This window comes from Nostoc sp. LEGE 12454 (assembly GCF_056620565.1).
The window spans coordinates 215,426-231,090 of record NZ_JBWQXL010000010.1 but is presented as its reverse complement, the minus strand read 5'-3'; the positions used below and the strand labels follow the sequence as shown (position 1 = coordinate 231,090).

Below are 15,665 nucleotides of genomic sequence, written 5' to 3'. Positions count from 1 at the left end.
AACAATTTTTCCTGGTGTCTATTGCGCGGTGGAACCACACTGAACCCTTCCCGAACTCAGAGGTGAAACGCTGCTGCGGCAACGATAGTTTAGGGGTTGCCCTACGCAAAAATAGCTCGATGCCAGGATTCATTACTCATACAAACAAAAAGCCCCACGCTCATACAGCCTGGGGCTTTTTGTGTATTTTGAATTGCGCTACTAATGCCACACAACACTTTTATACGGTATTCGGTTGGGTTAAACGTTTATCGCCTGTCATGTCTTCTCCTCCCCTTGTGGTGCAGGCAAGGGAGGAAATTTGACTGTCAATGCAAGTGGTAGCGTGGAGCTGAGGAGCTGATTGGTACGGTACGTCTGCTTAATAGTTCTTTGAGCAAATTGAGTATTTCTGCCAATCAAGGCTTAACAGGGAACGCGGGGAATCTGGCTGTAAATGCTCATCGTAGCGTGTAAATGATTACTAGGTTTGCTGACATTGCGTTTATTACTGGTTTGACTGCTGCTATTAACCCAAACCCAACTGTGAATGCAGGAGACATTAACACGCCTCAGTTACTTGTCTGTAACGGAGGTAAAGTATCTGTAACAAATACAGAAACAGGTCACGCAGGTATGATGGTCATCAACGCTGATTGTATTAACCTAGACCACTAAGCTTCTCTCAAGACCAACACCCGCAGCCCAAATAAAGACCCCAACCAAGAACAAGCAACCATCAACCTGAATAATGGGCAGTTGCTATTAAGTCGAGAATGTTCTTAATTTTGGATAAAGTCGAGCTAAAATCATGACGGAAAGAAGCCCATAGCTCCTAAATATGTGTCTCTATGCAAGATGCATACATGATTCACACAGATGATAAAAATTACAAATTTCAACAGTGCCGGTAAACTGACCGCTCTTTTGTTCCTGATAACTCTCTTCCTCACACCTTGTGTGATTGTAAATGCAGGAGAACGTGGTGTATTAATGAAATTTGGCGAAGTACAAAACCAGATATTAGGAGAAGGACTTCACTTAATTATTCCTGTAGTCAATACTGTGACAAAGTTGAGTATTAGAGTCCAAAAACAGGAAATTTCTGCTGAGGCTTCTTCCAAAGATTTACAAAATGTTTTCGCTGATGTAGCTCTCAATTGGCATATTATCCCCCAAGAAGCAAATGCCATTTTTCAAGAGATTGGAGATGAACAAAATGTAGTTATTCGGATTATTAATCCAGCAGTTGAAGAAGTACTGAAAGCAGTAATGGCAAAGTATACTGCCGAAGAAATTATTACTAAACGAGGAGAAGTCAAGAGTGGAGTAGATAATGCATTGTCCACACGGCTGGGTAGCTATCACGTTGCAGTTGATGATATTTCTTTAGTTCATGTCCATTTTTCAGAACGGTTTGGTGAGGCGGTGGAGGCGAAGCAGATTGCTGAACAAGAAGCAAAACGAGCAGAGTTTATAGCACTGAAAGCAACAAAAGAGGCTGAAGCAAAAGTTAATTTAGCCAAAGGAGAGGCTGAGGCACACAGATTATTACGTGATGGTTTAACTCCAGAAATTCTGCAAAGGCAAGCAATAGAAAAATGGAATGGTAAGCTGCCATTAATTGTAAGTAAGGAGGCTCCAAAATTGTTGAATTTAAGTGAATTTTTAAAATTTGATGAAAATTGATCTTCTTGCTCGCTGACTTGCTCTCCATCAAGAGACTCAGAACCCCGATTTCTTCAATAAGTCAGGTTTTTTTGTTCGTAACTCTTCCATACTATATATACATAGTATGGATGCACATCTGTGCATCCATACTATCGATTCCTTTGTAGAAAAGTGATAAACTAAATTAACTATTGGAAAATAAAATAGGAGAATCAAGAATCTTCAACTGTATCAATAGCATAATTAACAGGGTATAAAGTGTTGAAGAAATTAGACCTGTGAACAATTCTTTTTTGAGGTTATGCTCTTTAGGTTCTTTTTGAAAAATGTCCTTAGAACCGAATTGCATCAAGAGAATTCCCACAATGTTAGAGAGCCAGTATCCAATAATTGAACAAGGTAGAAGCAATTTTGGGGAAAGTAAACTACATGCATACCCAAACCCATAAGCTATTGGCAGATTGAATAGTAAGTCATTCCACCAACATAGTGGTGATAATAAATATCCTAGTACTACAAAAAATCCACCTCTGAGTTTTTTGAAAATATCTTTTTTGAACTCTACTGGAGTAGACTTTTGTAGTTGCTCTAGTGCTGTGTCTTTTGTTCCATTCAACTCTTGACTAACGTTTTGGACGCTTTCCATAAAAATCCACTATTCCTCTCGTCTTAGTGTAGTTTAATATATAAACTAAATCAACGTCTAGTACACGAGTGATGAAATTTTGGCTTTTTGATGTTGAAACTTTTACCACTGCATAGTCTCAGCAAAATCGTAAGAAGCAAAATTGAGTTTAAATCAACTGCAACTTCACATATCTGAATTTCTGCCAGAGACACATTAGTTAGTTCGCTTCTTGCAGAATCTAGGTTTTTTCTAAAATATCTGAGTGAGATAGAAAAATTTATACACAATTGAGACAATCAACGCTATTTATTGCTCAATAAGTTTTAAAATCAAAATATATCTTTATATATTATAGCACACGATAAGTTACAACACCGATACTACAATAGCTAGAGCCTTATTAGGTTAGGATAAATGTTGAGTTGCAAAATTTTTATGTTTTTGCATATAGCAGGAGTAGAAATTTGAACTAATAGTAGCTACAATAAAAGTGCTGAGTCAGCTTAATCGAAAAATGACAGATTTAACTCCAAACAGCACCTTTTTAATAGTAGGAATTGTTTTTATAACGATTGCTGTTATCGGGCAATCTAAATTAGCTTTCATTGAAATAAATCCTGGTTGTTTTGGGAGATTTTTGGCTTTATTTATTGGTCTTTCGAGCCTATTATATGCTTTAGGGCTAATCAATTTGTCAACAGTAAACCTGGACTTCTTAAGAACTGCTCTGACAGAACAAATAAAACAGAGTATAAGTTCAATTAATGACCTTTTGCAAGGTTCGTAATAAGCTAAAAATAAGTTTTTCTGTCTGCATCTTAATATTTTGAGGAGGAGATAAAGTACAGCTTTATCGTGATGAGGTTAAGCTATTCTTATTAGGAGGTACGCGCCAAACGCACCGCTACCACTAACGGAACTCAGCACTATTCATAGACTAGTAGAGTATGTTTGGCCAAACTCCGTAACGGACCCTACTAGTCTTTCAATGATATATATAATAGCTAACTAAATATCTCCTTCCCTTTGCCAAAACTGCCGTAAAATCTCTCCTGGCTTTCTATCCCAGGTGTCGATATGCTCGTATATTAAACTATCTTGATTGAGTTTATACGTTGAATAGCCATTAAAAAGCAACCCTGCTTTCCAGGGAACGCGTAACACTCCCCGCACCGTCCATTTTGCTAAAATCGTGTTTTCGGCTGACTGAGAAATTTCATGCACATCAAAGTAAATTTGAGTAAAAAATAGCCGAGCATGAAATCGTAAAGTCCAAAATATAATGCGATAGTTAAATTTGTATTTGAATGTATTCACCGGGTCTTTAAAATAGATATCCTGTGTATAGATGTCATAAGAAATATCTTTTTCAAAAAGTGTCGGTAAATCTTTTTTTAAAGTATTAATTACCTTTTCCACTGGCAATTTATATTCCATGCGCCTTTTCCTTTAAAAAATCTTTTTTAACAAATTTTCCACTCCTGGCCAAAGTGAAGATGTTCTCTTGTTACTCATACCACCTGCATTTAAATCTGAAAGAGTGGGAAATAATGCAGACTTAACATAAGGCCCATTTCGCAAAACTTTAGCAAGAGTGTTGTTATTCTCGCGCAAACCTTCGTAAAAAAAGAATACCTCTCCTTGAATGCCAAGTTGACGATTGTATTCAATTGCCTGCACCAGATATTCTGGACTAATGCTGTAAGAGCCAAGCTTCATTAGAATTCCCGGTGCTAACTTCGGTAAAGTCGCTTCAGTGAACTGCTGGTTTACCAGTTTATCAGCGATCGCCTGATAACTCCTAAAGTCACGGCGATAAATCTGCGGCTGAATCATATCAACTATTCCCCGCTTCAGCCATTCAGGCGAGTCTTGCAGATATTCCTGGAATGCCCAATCATGGATATTAGGTGCGATCGCTACTAGCAAATTAGGATTCACCGCTTTTACCTCTCGGTAGAGACGCACCAAAAAGTCAGTGAGAATATCTGCACGCCACTGTAACCATTGCCTATCCTTGGGGTTCTGTGGCGGATTGCGATCGAATTCCTGGCGATAGCGAGTGACAGTTGCCTCATCATAACCACCTTCACAAGGTAAGGCTGGCAAGCGATCGTCTCCTTGAACACCATCCACATCATAATTCTTTACAACTTCCAGCACCAAGTTCAAGAAAAATTCTTGCACCTGTGAGTCGAGTGCATTCAACCACTCAAAGCCGTTTTTTTCCAGTAAATTGCCGTTGCGATCGCGCGCAGCCCATTCCGGTTTTTTCTGTAAAAGTACACCGCCATTCAAATTGTAGGAACTGGCAAAACCGTATTCAAACCAAGGAATAACTTTCAACCCAACTCGCCGCGCCTCAATTATCACCTCTTCTAAAGGGTCGCGGCCTACAGACATAGGGTCAATTTCGACTCCAAATGTCTGCTGCATTGTTTGACTAGGATACAGAGTTACTGCCTTATTCCAAACAACGGGAAACACCACATTAAATCCTGTATCGGCCAAGAAATCCATCGCTTCAGCAATGCGTTGCTTTGACCTGAGAACTTTACTATCAGTAGTAGTCAGCCAAATACCACGGGTTTCTATTATTGCCATTTCTATAAATTGAAATTCTCGGCACTGGACCATCTAAACATTGACTAGCCGACGATACCGCGCTTGTATTATTGTGTAAATCCCATAGGCAACTAAACCTAGTGCCACAATACCCAAAAGCCATGCTCCGTTAGGCTGTTGCGCTAGCGTCTGTAATACTTCATCCAAACCTTCTGCGGTAGCGGCGTTCGATTGCCTTGCCGCTTCAATTAAAAACCAACCGATAATACAAAATACTATACCCCGTGCCGCTAAACCAAATCTGGAAATCCTCATTACCCATTGGGCTTGTGTGTTGCTTAACTCAGTTAAATTGAGTTCTTTACGAAATTTGCCACTAAAAGCTTGATAAAACTGATAGAAACCTAGAGCAATTACAAACGCCCCTACAGTTCCAACTAACCATTGACCAAAGGGTTGAGAAAGCAAACGTGCTGTCGAATCTTCAGTAGAATCACTACTATTTTTACCACTGCCTGTACCCATAACGATTTGCACAGCGCTTAAGGCTAAACTTGCATAAATCAAGCCATTAACTGCGTAACCAATTCGTACTGCCAAACCTTTGGCATCATTACCTTTATTTTCTGGGTCTTTAATTGCCTGTACAAAACGCCAGATTACGTATCCAATCAAGCCAATTGCAACTAGAGCCAGCAAAAATTTACCAAATGGCTGGTTAACGATTGTTTGGAGAGCGCCTTGGGTATCAGTTGTTCTACCACCCCTGCCAAAAGCCACCTGTGCTGCCAGTAGTCCAACTATACCGTAAACTACTCCCTTGGAAACATAGCCAAATCGTCCCAGTCGCTCAACCCACAATGAAGCATGGTTTGTCAACTGTTGTGTCATGGTAGTTGGAGAGAATTATTATATCTAACTTTTACCAAAATTAACCCACGATTTACATCTACCGTAAGATAAATTGTCTAATATTTTTACAAAAAATCACTATTTTAATACTGTCTTTTAATAGATGTGAGGCTACTCGAAACAATATTACATTTGTTAAGTACAGTATTACTGTTTAGTATTTTTTAATGCTGAATCTGAATTAATTATGTCTCTAATAGAAAGTTCTTGGAAACACGAATATCTAACTAGCAATGGGGTAAAACTACACTACGTTACCCAAGGTGAAGGCCCTTTAATGTTGATGTTGCATGGCTTTCCTGAGTTTTGGTACTCTTGGCGGCATCAAATACCAGAATTTGCCCAAAATTTTAAAGTCGTTGCCCTTGACTTGCGTGGCTACAACGATAGTGATAAACCAAATGAGCAATCAGCTTATGTAATGGATGAGTTTATTAAAGATGTTGAGGGACTAATTAAAGGATTAGGCTACCAAAAATGTGTATTAGTTGGACATGATTGGGGAGGTGCGATCGCTTGGAATTTTGCATACACTCACCCCGAAATGTTAGAACGATTAATTATCCTTAACCTGCCTCATCCGGCCAAATTTGCCCAAGGGTTACGCACTCCCCAACAGTTGGTACGTAGCAACTACGTATTCTTGTTTCAACTACCGTGGATACCAGAATTACTTTTACAATCTTCAGACTACCAAGCTATTGAAACAACTTTTAAAAGTATGGCAGTTAACAAGAGTGCTTTCACCAAAGCGGATATTGACGCTTATAAAAATGCTGCTGCAAAACGCGGTGCTCTCACAGCAACGTTGAACTACTACCGCAATATTTTTCAACAAAGAATGGTAAATCCAAATTGGGACATTCTGGAAGTGCCAACACTGATGATTTGGGGAGAAAATGACCCTGCACTTGGCAAGGAACTAACCTACGATACCGCAGCTTATGTCAGGGATTTTCAAATCAAGTACATTCCTAATTGTGGACATTGGGTGCAGCAAGAACAGCCGGAATTGGTTAATGAGTATATGCAACAATTTCTGAGGACTTAAGCTAAACCATCAATTAATAAGTATAAATACTTCTTTAACTAGCTATAGCAAGTAGCGCCATTTTTTACTTTTAAAAAGATTTAATAGTAATTTAATACTGGTAGCTTTTCCGGAATTTTTGGTAAAAACCGCCATAAATCCGAAATTAATGGTATTTTTGACATCACTTTTATTTGTGTTTCAGCTCGCAACAAACTTGTCTGGAGATAGATTGTCACAAGAGAGATTGACCTCACGAAGTTTAGTGAGATAATAGAGTTGTGAGGGACAGAACGGACGCAACTTGATTATTAAGGGGGAAAATTTATGAAACTCCAGCTATTAGCGGCCATGGCCTTAGCAACTCCCCTGTTTTTCGCTAGCTCGGTTAGAGCCGAGAATCCACAGGATTTACAAAAGCTGCTTTCAACTGGGGAATGTGTTAAGTGCGATCTATCAGGAGCTAACCTTAGTGGCGCTCATTTAATTGGTGCTGACTTGAGAGGCTCGAAGCTTCAAGAAGCTAACCTTGTAGGAGCTAACCTCGAAGGTGCTGACTTAACAGGTGCAAACTTGGCAGGTGCTAACCTAACATCCGCTTATGTAAGTAATGTGAATTTGAAGCAAGTCAATCTCAACAGAGTAAATTTTACTCGTGCTACGATTCACGATTCTAATGTGTATCAGGCATCAATGAACGATCTAAATCTTACTGATGCAGAAATATTTAACACTGGAATCGGGATTGGTGGAGAAGACGCTGAAATTCCCGATTGGAAATAGACTCAACTGAGTAAACAGGTAGAAATCAATACAATATAGGTTTCGGCGGGTTTTAAATCAAATAAACTAGTTTTTTACCAGAATTATCCTTAAAACCTGCCTCTACAAAAATATTAATAAAAATGAAACCCCTCTGCCTTGTAATCACTTTACTATGGTAAAAGCAGAGGGGGTTTCTTTTTGCGATCGCGCTGACATCGACACAAAAAAGTGCAATCAAAATCTGAAAAGCTTTGTTATTTACCGTCAGAGGACTTTACTTTATGAAAGACCCGAAACGCGGATATATTCAAGATTATCCCTAGTGTTACCTTTAGTATCCTTGGTGGAACAATACCGACAAGCATTCCTCCAATTATGGCTCCAATCACCGAACCAACTCCCATAGGCGCTATAGTATTGCTCAAGACTGTACGATCTGTAAATGCACCTCGACTAGCATATTTGATAATCCCTACCAGTACAGTTGGTAAGCTAACGATAAGACTGGCTGTACCTGCTGTTTTAATATCTGCACCAAAAGCGAAAACAAGTGTTGGGATGATTACTTCACCTCCTGCAACCCCAAGTAAACTGCTTACTAGCCCAATTGCTAGACCAAATAAAATACCTGCTGGAATACGCCAACTTAAAGCAGGCGGTAAAAAAGCTGGTATTTGTTGAGGTAGAAAACCCTCGACTATTAAGGCAATACCAATCACTACTAATAACGTTAAGATGATGCGCTCAAGCTGTTCGTTTGAGAGCCTTCCTGCGATCGCTGCCCCGAAAAAGGCTGTGATAACCGCTCCAGTTATCAAGGAGAAAACCACAGGAAGTAATAGAATAACTTGACTCAAAGAAAGCGTACTGCCCCGGATTGTCAGAGAAGCAGCGATCGTAATCAAGCTGACGGCTAGGTTCAAAGGTATGGCCTGCTGCACTGAATAGTTCAATCTGCCAGCAAGGACTGGCAGACGAAACTCTGCACCTCCTAAGCCAATCAGCCCACCTAACACCCCAATTGGCACGGCGTAAAGAAAGGATAATCGGAAACGACGAACTTGCAAGCTTGTAGTTGTAGGCTTCAGTGCAGACGCATTATTCTTTTTCATTAATTTCCTGCTTAGGTGCTTTTCTCGTCAAAGCTATATATATCAGGATTTATTAGGACAAAAGAGGATTAGATAGGCGTTAGGTTGTAATTAAGCATTTAACCATGCAGGTAATCTGCTAGCTGCAACTCTCGCTGCTTTAGCAGGTTAATTTATTGCGCGCAAGGCTGGATTTTTGGTGTGATTCCCGTGTTAATGGTAACTTATTTGACTAAATGTAGGGACACTTGAATGTTAGCCAAGGGATGCTCAACACTACCATTGTTGTTGGTGCTGGTTACAATGTTGGTTTTTTGATTCTAGCAGCGATGCCTGCGGCGGGCTATGCCTACCCAGCTGTGGCTTTAACAATTTTTTGGTTCTGTGTACCTCAAACAAAAATCAGGAGTTAATAGAAAAGTATCAAATCAAAAGCATCTAGCGAAATCATGATTGTTTTCAGATACATCATCATTGGACTGACTTATATCGGTTTGGGTTTAGGATATCTACCTGGTTTGCGGATGAACCGAGCCAGTATTGCTTTAGTTGGTGCATCTTTGCTGATGGCATTCGGGGTATTAGACCTCAAAGAAGCATGGCAAGCGATAGACTATAAAACGCTGATTTTCCTGTTTGGCATGATGGTAATCAGCACAAACTTAGCTTACGCTGGTTTTTTTCAACTAACCCTTGATACAGTTACACACTTTACCCGCAGCCCTTTGGGTTTGCTAATTGTTTTAACTTTCGGCAGTGGAATTCTCTCGGCTTTTTTTCTGAATGATACTATCGCTCTAATTTTGACTCCTTTGGTTCTTGGTTTAACCCAAACTTTGAACCTCAATCCGATTCCTTACTTACTTGCTTTAGCGGGAGCAACTAATCTGGGTTCAGTGGCTACCTTAAGTGGTAATCCGCAAAATATTTTGATTGGTTCCTTCTCTGGTATCAGCTATCTCGATTTTGCGAAAGCATTGACTCCTATCGCATTAGTAAGTTTGTCGATCCAAATTGCGTTATTGTGGTGGCTTTATCCTGATGTCCGTTCTACTAAGTCTTGTCCGAGTGTAACCCCCGTGCGTTACCGCATATTTAAACCGTTGCTTACTAAAAGCCTATTGATAACAGGAGGATTATTAATTGCATTCTTAATTGGCATACCCCCAGCCCAAGCAACACTGGTAGCTGCCAGTTTACTGTTTATTACGAGGCGAATCAAGCCGCAACGAGTTTTAAATAAAGTAGATTGGGATTTATTGGTGATGTTCTCTGGACTATTTATTGTTACTGCTGGAGTACAAAAATTAGGAATATTGAATTTATTTAGCGGTTTAGTTTATACTCCCTTGAGCATATTAGGAATTACTGCTCTGCTTTCAAATTTAGTTTCTAATGTTCCAGCAGTATTATTACTACAACATTTACTTCCCCATCCAGATACAAAAACCTGGTTACTATTAGCAGCAGGATCTACCTTAGCAGGTAATCTAACTTTGTTAGGTTCAGTTGCTAATTTAATTGTTGCTGAGGCTGTTGCAAAACTTGGTTATCAGTTATCATTCTGGGAACATTTACGTTTTGGTTTACCATTGACTGTCCTGACTCTCATCCTGACTTATTTTTGGATTTAGTCATTTGTCATTTGTCATTGGTCATTTGTTAACAAGTCTTCGGTACGCTGAACCAACATGAGTAGAGTCTTCTGAATTCTAAATTCTGACTCCTGTTTTATTTTTCGATATTCAGGTGATTACTAAAAAATAAGGGTATTGGTAACTTGTCAAGTTGCCAATACCTTCACGTAGATAAACTAAGTTTTTACAGTAGCGTATAAGTCTAAGTCAGTGCCTGAGCAACTACTGCCGAAAGTGACTCATTCGCTGCTTGCTTCAACAATTCGGCTTTATCGGTCTGTTCCCAAGGCAAGTCTAAATCAGCCCGCCCAAAATGACCGTAAGCCGCGACGTCCTGATAAAAACGTCCGCCTCGTTCACTTGGTAAGTTCCGTAAGTTGAAGGTATGGATAATCCCTGCTGGACGCAGTTCAAAGTGTTTGTTGATTAATTCCAGTAAGGTTTCTTCATCCACTTTGCCAGTACCAAAGGTATCCACTAGGATACTTGTAGGTCGTGCTACACCAATAGCATAAGATAGCTGGATTTCAACTTTTTCTGCCAACCCAGCAGCGACAATATTTTTCGCTACATAGCGAGCCGCATAAGCAGCAGAACGGTCTACTTTCGTGGGGTCTTTGCCAGAAAAAGCGCCGCCACCATGTCGTGAATAACCACCGTAGGTATCAACGATTATTTTCCGTCCTGTCAGACCAGAGTCTCCTTGAGGGCCACCAACGACAAATTTGCCAGTGGGGTTGACTAAAAAACGTGTTTCATCATTAGGTTTAACGTCAATGTCGCCAAAAACAGGTTCGACCACTGCTGACCAGAGGTCTTGTTTAATTTTGGCTTGTACCGCTGCCTCATCCGTAATTTCCCCAATACTGGCTGTATGCTGGGTGGAAATTAGAATCGTATCAATACCTACGGGGCGTCCATCTTCGTAGACTACAGTTACTTGGGTTTTACCGTCAGGACGCAGGTATGACAATTCACCTGTTTTACGGACTGCTGCCAATCGGCGAGCAATGCGGTGGGCGAGACTGATGGGTAAGGGCATCAGTTCTGGTGTTTCGTTGCTGGCAAAGCCAAACATTATACCTTGATCGCCCGCGCCAATTTTGTCGAATTGTTCATCACTATCTTGTTCGCGGGTTTCTTGGGCGGTGTTAACGCCTTGGGCGATATCGGGTGATTGTTCGTCTAAAGCCAGCAGAACGCTGGTGCTGTTAGCAGAAAAGCCATTGTCAGCATTGGTATAACCAATTTCGGCAATTTTCTTCCGGGCAAGATTGACGAAATTTACATTAGCTTTGGTGGTTATTTCACCAGTGATTAGCACCAAACCAGTATTAACTACTACTTCAGCGGCGACACGACTGCTAGGGTCTTGTGTCAATAGGGCATCTAGAATAGTATCAGAAATCTGATCGCAGATTTTATCTGGATGACCTTCGGTGACTGATTCAGAGGTAAATAGATATCGACGAGACAAAGGAAATTCCTCCATCGAGAGTTTTTTCGTTGACTAAATGTGAATATTTAGTTCAACTACTAATTTATGAAATCATAACAATATTTATACTTCAGTCGTTAGTATCTTCTTGATATTGATAAAAACCACTAACTATAAGGTAAATATCCGTAAGTAAGATAAATGTATGCTAATTATTTTGCAGCTAAAATGTATTTAATAACACAAAAAAAGGGGGCACCCGGAAGCGCCCCCATAAGCTTTGACACAAACACTGCTGCTTTAAACCTGAATCGCTAACTTTGCTTCCGTAGCTGTCAACCGCTCATAAGCAGCACGCATCTTCAAACCTGTAAGCACTTGGAAGAAGCCAGTTCCATTATTGGAACCTGGATACTCGCGGTGCTGGAGTAACAAGTGAGTCAATTCACCCTGATATTTTGTGGATGTATTGCTGAGATGGGTTTCGATATAAATGACTTCTTCCAAATTGTCAAATTGACCATCCACCTCTAGTACGGAGACATAGCGGCCGTAGTAAACATCTGAACCGTAGTACAGTTGCATACCAGGATAAGAACAGGTCAGCTTGCGTCCACAGGGAGTCCAATTGATTGTTGACCCTTCATCAAATAAGTAGGTTGGATCGAAGCCTTCCTTACCTTCCCGCTGGAGCATACGTACCCGTAAGACTCTACGTTCGGTGTCATTTTTGATCAAGTTTGTGGGCAATACCTGGAGAACCACATCAGCAAATTCTCTTTGTGGTTCGATAAATTTATCAAAGTCAGGTTTGCGGGAATTGATTTGCGCTAACACATCTTCGTAGCGATGACCGCGTTCAGCCATATCTCGCTGGATTTTCCAGGCAATTTTGACCTCATCGCTAATGTCAAAATAAACACTGAAGTCGATTAGCGATCGCACCCGCTCATCATATAAAGGATGCAGCCCTTCAACAACTATAATATGATTCGGCTCTATCCGCTCTGGCGGATCGATCAAGCCGGTTTCGTGGTTGTAAATCGGCTTATCAATCGCTTGACCACTTTTGAGCGCTTTAATTTGCTCATACATTAGGTCAAAATTGTTCGCCCTGGGGTCTAGTGCCGTTATCCCCGTTTCTTTCCGCTGTTTGCGATCCAGGGAGTGATAGTCATCCAAGCAGATGACTGTCATTAAATCTTCACCAAACAAATCGATCAAACGACGCAAAAACGTAGATTTACCGCAACCAGAGTCTCCGGCTACTCCAATCAGTACCACGCGTTCCGGCTTACTTGTCATAAATCTCCTCTAAAATACTAAAGTTGTGTCAATAATTTTTCACACAGCAGATTCTGAAGCCAGGAGTTTACCCCTTTGGTTTATCCTGCGTTCTTGCTACCTAGCACATCTATAAGACACCAAGCGGGTAGACAACAAAGTAATTAAGTTGCTACTCGTCGGACTAGCCTGAATGTTGGTGCCGGTAAGTATTTAATCCTAGTGATATATTTGATTTTAACAGAAGGGGGTATCCCATACAAGATTGCTGTCAAGAAGAATTAACGTGGTTCCTCAATCATTTTTTTGTTAATTTAGTTATTAATTTAAAAATGGGGATCGTTACTGCCCATAAGTGTTGCACCTTTACCAGTCTGCTACTTGTGACTCTATAGAATCAAGAGTATAAGGTATAATTTATTATTGCTGCAAATTTTCTAATTTTCCTAAATTCTAATTCCTACTCGACAATACTTAATATATTCAAAGCAAAAATCTATCCAACGAATGAGGAAACAACTTGCATTACTCAAATTCTTGGATGTAAATTTATGGATATGCTCATATAGAAGCGTTGACGTTATGGCAAAGTACTGATAAAAGGTTGACAGATTTTTCACATCAAGTGAAACTAATTACAGTTGCTTAAATTATGATTGTCTATCTCGCGATATTTGTGGCTAGAGTTATCCTAGTTATGTAATTGTCCATAGATAGGTAATGAAGATAGCTAACCACATTCCAGAAGAGTAGTAGATTTGGAGAAGTAAAACCAATCGGAAGAAAACCTTCCTTTCTTAACATTATCCGATTTAAACCCCTGGAGTAAGCAAGCACAAGGGAAGCTTTTGGAGGTAAACTGAGCGGTAGCTTCCACCGATCGAAGTAGCCCTCCGAGAATATCTACTATTGTGAGTTGCTCATAGGGTACTAAGGTCAAAAGCTATCTCCCTAATGGGGGTGGTAGTTAACGAAAAAAAGATTAAATTGATTCATTATTAACATTCTCCACAAGACTTATCCTTTACCTTAGAAGGTGAACAGGTGTGTTTTTTGCTATGCCTGCATGTCTTTGGTGAGTGTACTTAGCAAGGCATTAATTTAATGATGCCGTTTTTCCTTCTTTCTCCAGTTTTGTGAAACGAAAATCCGGTAAACTAAAGCTGGCATGGGATGGGAATAGTTTTTTTTGAAAAACGGTTAAGTAAATTATCGGAGTGGTAGAACGAATGTACAATCAAGGTGCTGTTGAGGGTGCTGCCAACACAGAATTAGGTAGCCGCATCTTCCTTTATGAAGTAGTGGGTTTGCGTCAGAGTGAAGAAACCGATCAAACTAACTACCCAATTCGGAAAAGTGGCAGTGTGTTCATCAGAGTGCCTTACAACCGCATGAATCAAGAAATGCGACGTATCACTCGTCTAGGCGGCACAATTGTTAGCATCCAACCCGTAACTGCTCTAGAGCCAGTTAATGGTAAAGCCTCACTTGGGAATGCTACAAGCGTTGTCAGCGAGTTAGCGACATCTGGGGAAACTGCTGACAGTGAAGGGAATGGTAAAGCCACACCTGTAAATGCTGGTAGTGAAGCCAAAGGCTTCGCAAAATCATCAGCTGAAGAACAGCTCAAGAACAAGGACAAGAAAGGCAACACCATGACTCAAGCGAAAGCCAAAAAAGACCACGGTGACGTTCCTGTTAATACTTACCGTCCCAATGCTCCGTTTATTGGCAAGGTAGTATCTAATGAACCGCTAGTCAAAGAAGGTGGTATTGGTATTGTTCAACACCTTAAATTTGACATTTCCGCCGGGGATTTGAAGTATATAGAAGGTCAAAGTATTGGGATTATTCCACCAGGATTAGACAAGAACGGTAAGCCAGAAAAACTTAGACTCTATTCCATCGCCTCAACTCGTCATGGCGATGATGTGGATGATAAGACAGTATCATTATGCGTCCGCCAGTTGGAATACAAGCACCCGGAAACTAGCGAAACAGTCTACGGTGTTTGCTCCACACACCTGTGTTTCCTCAAGCCAGGGGAAGAGGTAAAAATTACAGGGCCTGTGGGTAAGGAAATGTTGTTACCCGATGACCCTGATGCTAATGTCATCATGATGGCAACCGGAACAGGTATTGCGCCGATGCGGGCTTATCTGTGGCGTCAGTTTAAAGATGCGGAAAGAGCAGCTAACCCAGAGTACCAATTTAAAGGATTCTCTTGGCTAATATTTGGCGTGCCGACAACTCCAAACCTTTTATATAAGGAAGAACTGGAAGAAATTGAACAAAAATATCCCGATAACTTCCGCCTGACTCCTGCCATTAGCCGGGAACAAAAAAATCCTCAAGGCGGTAGAATGTACATCCAAGACCGCGTAGCAGAACATGCTGATGAATTGTGGCAGTTGATTAAAAACGAAAAAACTCACACATACATCTGCGGTTTGCGAGGTATGGAAGAAGGTATTGATGCAGCTTTAACTACTGCTGCTGCAAAAGAAGGCGTAACCTGGAGTGATTACCAGAAGCAACTCAAGAAAGCTCATCGCTGGCACGTAGAAACTTACTAATTTGGTCATTAGTCATTGGTCATTAGTCATTAGTTTTAGACAAAGGACGAAGGACAAAGGACAAATGACAAAGGAAGCAGGATAATCAG

General features: G+C 40.5%; 15 protein-coding genes and 1 rRNA gene. 9 read left to right on the top strand and 7 right to left on the bottom strand.

The window, feature by feature from the left end:
• Positions 1–10: 10 nt before the first annotated feature.
• The 3 genes from rrf (at position 11) to AC1F2U_RS14090 (ending at position 1,668) form a co-directional block, all read left to right on the top strand.
• Positions 11–128, top strand: a 5S ribosomal RNA gene (rrf, locus tag AC1F2U_RS14100).
• Positions 129–456: 328 nt separating this feature from the next.
• Positions 457–657, top strand: a complete 201-nt coding sequence (locus AC1F2U_RS14095; protein ID WP_480261676.1) for a hypothetical protein — start codon at positions 457–459, stop codon at positions 655–657.
• A gap of 201 nt (positions 658–858) precedes the next feature.
• Positions 859–1,668, top strand: a complete 810-nt coding sequence (locus AC1F2U_RS14090; protein WP_480261675.1) for a prohibitin family protein — start codon at positions 859–861, stop codon at positions 1,666–1,668.
• A 166-nt stretch (positions 1,669–1,834) separates the two neighbouring features.
• Here AC1F2U_RS14090 and AC1F2U_RS14085 read toward each other — a convergent pair whose 3' ends face one another.
• The gene (locus AC1F2U_RS14085; RefSeq protein ID WP_480261674.1) at positions 1,835–2,296 is read right to left on the bottom strand and encodes a DUF7980 family protein; all 462 of its coding nucleotides are present in this window, start codon (positions 2,294–2,296) and stop codon (positions 1,835–1,837) included.
• A 496-nt stretch (positions 2,297–2,792) separates the two neighbouring features.
• On the opposite strand from AC1F2U_RS14085, the gene AC1F2U_RS14080 reads away from it, so the two are divergent.
• Positions 2,793–3,065 (top strand): hypothetical protein, encoded by a 273-nt coding sequence (locus AC1F2U_RS14080; RefSeq protein WP_480261673.1) that lies wholly within the window; start codon positions 2,793–2,795, stop codon positions 3,063–3,065.
• 221 nt (positions 3,066–3,286) lie between these two features.
• On the opposite strand, the gene AC1F2U_RS14075 is transcribed toward AC1F2U_RS14080, so the two are convergent.
• Genes AC1F2U_RS14075 through AC1F2U_RS14065 form a run of 3 tightly spaced genes read right to left on the bottom strand, consistent with a single transcriptional unit; the run spans position 3,287 to position 5,734 of the window.
• Positions 3,287–3,715 (bottom strand): C6orf136 family protein, encoded by a 429-nt coding sequence (locus AC1F2U_RS14075; RefSeq protein WP_480261672.1) that lies wholly within the window; start codon positions 3,713–3,715, stop codon positions 3,287–3,289.
• 12 nt (positions 3,716–3,727) lie between these two features.
• Positions 3,728–4,882 (bottom strand): glycoside hydrolase family 10-like protein, encoded by a 1,155-nt coding sequence (locus tag AC1F2U_RS14070; protein WP_480261671.1) that lies wholly within the window; start codon positions 4,880–4,882, stop codon positions 3,728–3,730.
• Positions 4,883–4,915: 33 nt separating this feature from the next.
• Positions 4,916–5,734, bottom strand: a complete 819-nt coding sequence (locus AC1F2U_RS14065; protein ID WP_480261670.1) for a DUF1206 domain-containing protein — start codon at positions 5,732–5,734, stop codon at positions 4,916–4,918.
• Between the two features lie 208 nt (positions 5,735–5,942).
• Between AC1F2U_RS14065 and AC1F2U_RS14060 the strand changes: the two genes are divergently transcribed.
• Positions 5,943–6,806 (top strand): alpha/beta fold hydrolase, encoded by an 864-nt coding sequence (locus AC1F2U_RS14060; protein ID WP_480261669.1) that lies wholly within the window; start codon positions 5,943–5,945, stop codon positions 6,804–6,806.
• 306 nt (positions 6,807–7,112) lie between these two features.
• The gene (locus AC1F2U_RS14055; protein ID WP_480261668.1) at positions 7,113–7,568 is read left to right on the top strand and encodes a pentapeptide repeat-containing protein; all 456 of its coding nucleotides are present in this window, start codon (positions 7,113–7,115) and stop codon (positions 7,566–7,568) included.
• Between the two features lie 236 nt (positions 7,569–7,804).
• Here AC1F2U_RS14055 and AC1F2U_RS14050 read toward each other — a convergent pair whose 3' ends face one another.
• Positions 7,805–8,662 carry a sulfite exporter TauE/SafE family protein gene (locus AC1F2U_RS14050; protein WP_480261667.1) on the bottom strand — a complete coding sequence of 286 codons (858 nt, stop codon included), beginning with the start codon at positions 8,660–8,662 and terminating at the stop codon, positions 7,805–7,807.
• A 227-nt stretch (positions 8,663–8,889) separates the two neighbouring features.
• Here AC1F2U_RS14050 and AC1F2U_RS14045 point away from each other — a divergent pair, with 227 nt between their 5' ends.
• Both AC1F2U_RS14045 and AC1F2U_RS14040 read left to right on the top strand, forming a co-directional pair.
• Positions 8,890–9,054 carry a hypothetical protein gene (locus tag AC1F2U_RS14045; RefSeq protein ID WP_480261666.1) on the top strand — a complete coding sequence of 55 codons (165 nt, stop codon included), beginning with the start codon at positions 8,890–8,892 and terminating at the stop codon, positions 9,052–9,054.
• A 36-nt stretch (positions 9,055–9,090) separates the two neighbouring features.
• Positions 9,091–10,275 carry an anion transporter gene (locus AC1F2U_RS14040; RefSeq protein ID WP_480261665.1) on the top strand — a complete coding sequence of 395 codons (1,185 nt, stop codon included), beginning with the start codon at positions 9,091–9,093 and terminating at the stop codon, positions 10,273–10,275.
• 205 nt (positions 10,276–10,480) lie between these two features.
• Here the strand turns inward: AC1F2U_RS14040 and metK are convergent, their stop codons facing one another.
• Both metK and AC1F2U_RS14030 read right to left on the bottom strand, forming a co-directional pair.
• Positions 10,481–11,755 carry a methionine adenosyltransferase gene (gene metK / locus AC1F2U_RS14035; protein WP_480261664.1) on the bottom strand — a complete coding sequence of 425 codons (1,275 nt, stop codon included), beginning with the start codon at positions 11,753–11,755 and terminating at the stop codon, positions 10,481–10,483.
• 261 nt (positions 11,756–12,016) lie between these two features.
• Complete coding sequence (locus AC1F2U_RS14030; RefSeq protein ID WP_194044767.1) at positions 12,017–13,021, bottom strand: phosphoribulokinase; 1,005 nt, start codon at positions 13,019–13,021, stop codon at positions 12,017–12,019.
• 1,208 nt (positions 13,022–14,229) lie between these two features.
• On the opposite strand from AC1F2U_RS14030, the gene petH reads away from it, so the two are divergent.
• Positions 14,230–15,576: a ferredoxin--NADP reductase gene (gene petH, locus AC1F2U_RS14025; RefSeq protein WP_480261683.1), complete on the top strand. Its 1,347-nt coding sequence runs from the start codon at positions 14,230–14,232 to the stop codon at positions 15,574–15,576.
• The last annotated feature ends 89 nt before the right edge of the window (positions 15,577–15,665 follow it).

What these genes read in the sequence shown, in the direction of transcription:
- AC1F2U_RS14095 (WP_480261676.1), top strand. Translation starts at nt 457, where the DNA reads ATGATTACTAGGTTTGCTGACATTGCGTTTATTACTGGTTTGACTGCT.
- AC1F2U_RS14090 (WP_480261675.1), top strand. Translation starts at nt 859, where the DNA reads ATGATAAAAATTACAAATTTCAACAGTGCCGGTAAACTGACCGCTCTT.
- AC1F2U_RS14085 (WP_480261674.1), bottom strand. Translation starts at nt 2,296, where the DNA reads ATGGAAAGCGTCCAAAACGTTAGTCAAGAGTTGAATGGAACAAAAGAC.
- AC1F2U_RS14080 (WP_480261673.1), top strand. Translation starts at nt 2,793, where the DNA reads ATGACAGATTTAACTCCAAACAGCACCTTTTTAATAGTAGGAATTGTT.
- AC1F2U_RS14075 (WP_480261672.1), bottom strand. Translation starts at nt 3,715, where the DNA reads ATGGAATATAAATTGCCAGTGGAAAAGGTAATTAATACTTTAAAAAAA.
- AC1F2U_RS14070 (WP_480261671.1), bottom strand. Translation starts at nt 4,882, where the DNA reads ATGGCAATAATAGAAACCCGTGGTATTTGGCTGACTACTACTGATAGT.
- AC1F2U_RS14065 (WP_480261670.1), bottom strand. Translation starts at nt 5,734, where the DNA reads ATGACACAACAGTTGACAAACCATGCTTCATTGTGGGTTGAGCGACTG.
- AC1F2U_RS14060 (WP_480261669.1), top strand. Translation starts at nt 5,943, where the DNA reads ATGTCTCTAATAGAAAGTTCTTGGAAACACGAATATCTAACTAGCAAT.
- AC1F2U_RS14055 (WP_480261668.1), top strand. Translation starts at nt 7,113, where the DNA reads ATGAAACTCCAGCTATTAGCGGCCATGGCCTTAGCAACTCCCCTGTTT.
- AC1F2U_RS14050 (WP_480261667.1), bottom strand. Translation starts at nt 8,662, where the DNA reads ATGAAAAAGAATAATGCGTCTGCACTGAAGCCTACAACTACAAGCTTG.
- AC1F2U_RS14040 (WP_480261665.1), top strand. Translation starts at nt 9,091, where the DNA reads ATGATTGTTTTCAGATACATCATCATTGGACTGACTTATATCGGTTTG.
- AC1F2U_RS14030 (WP_194044767.1), bottom strand. Translation starts at nt 13,021, where the DNA reads ATGACAAGTAAGCCGGAACGCGTGGTACTGATTGGAGTAGCCGGAGAC.
- petH (WP_480261683.1), top strand. Translation starts at nt 14,230, where the DNA reads ATGTACAATCAAGGTGCTGTTGAGGGTGCTGCCAACACAGAATTAGGT.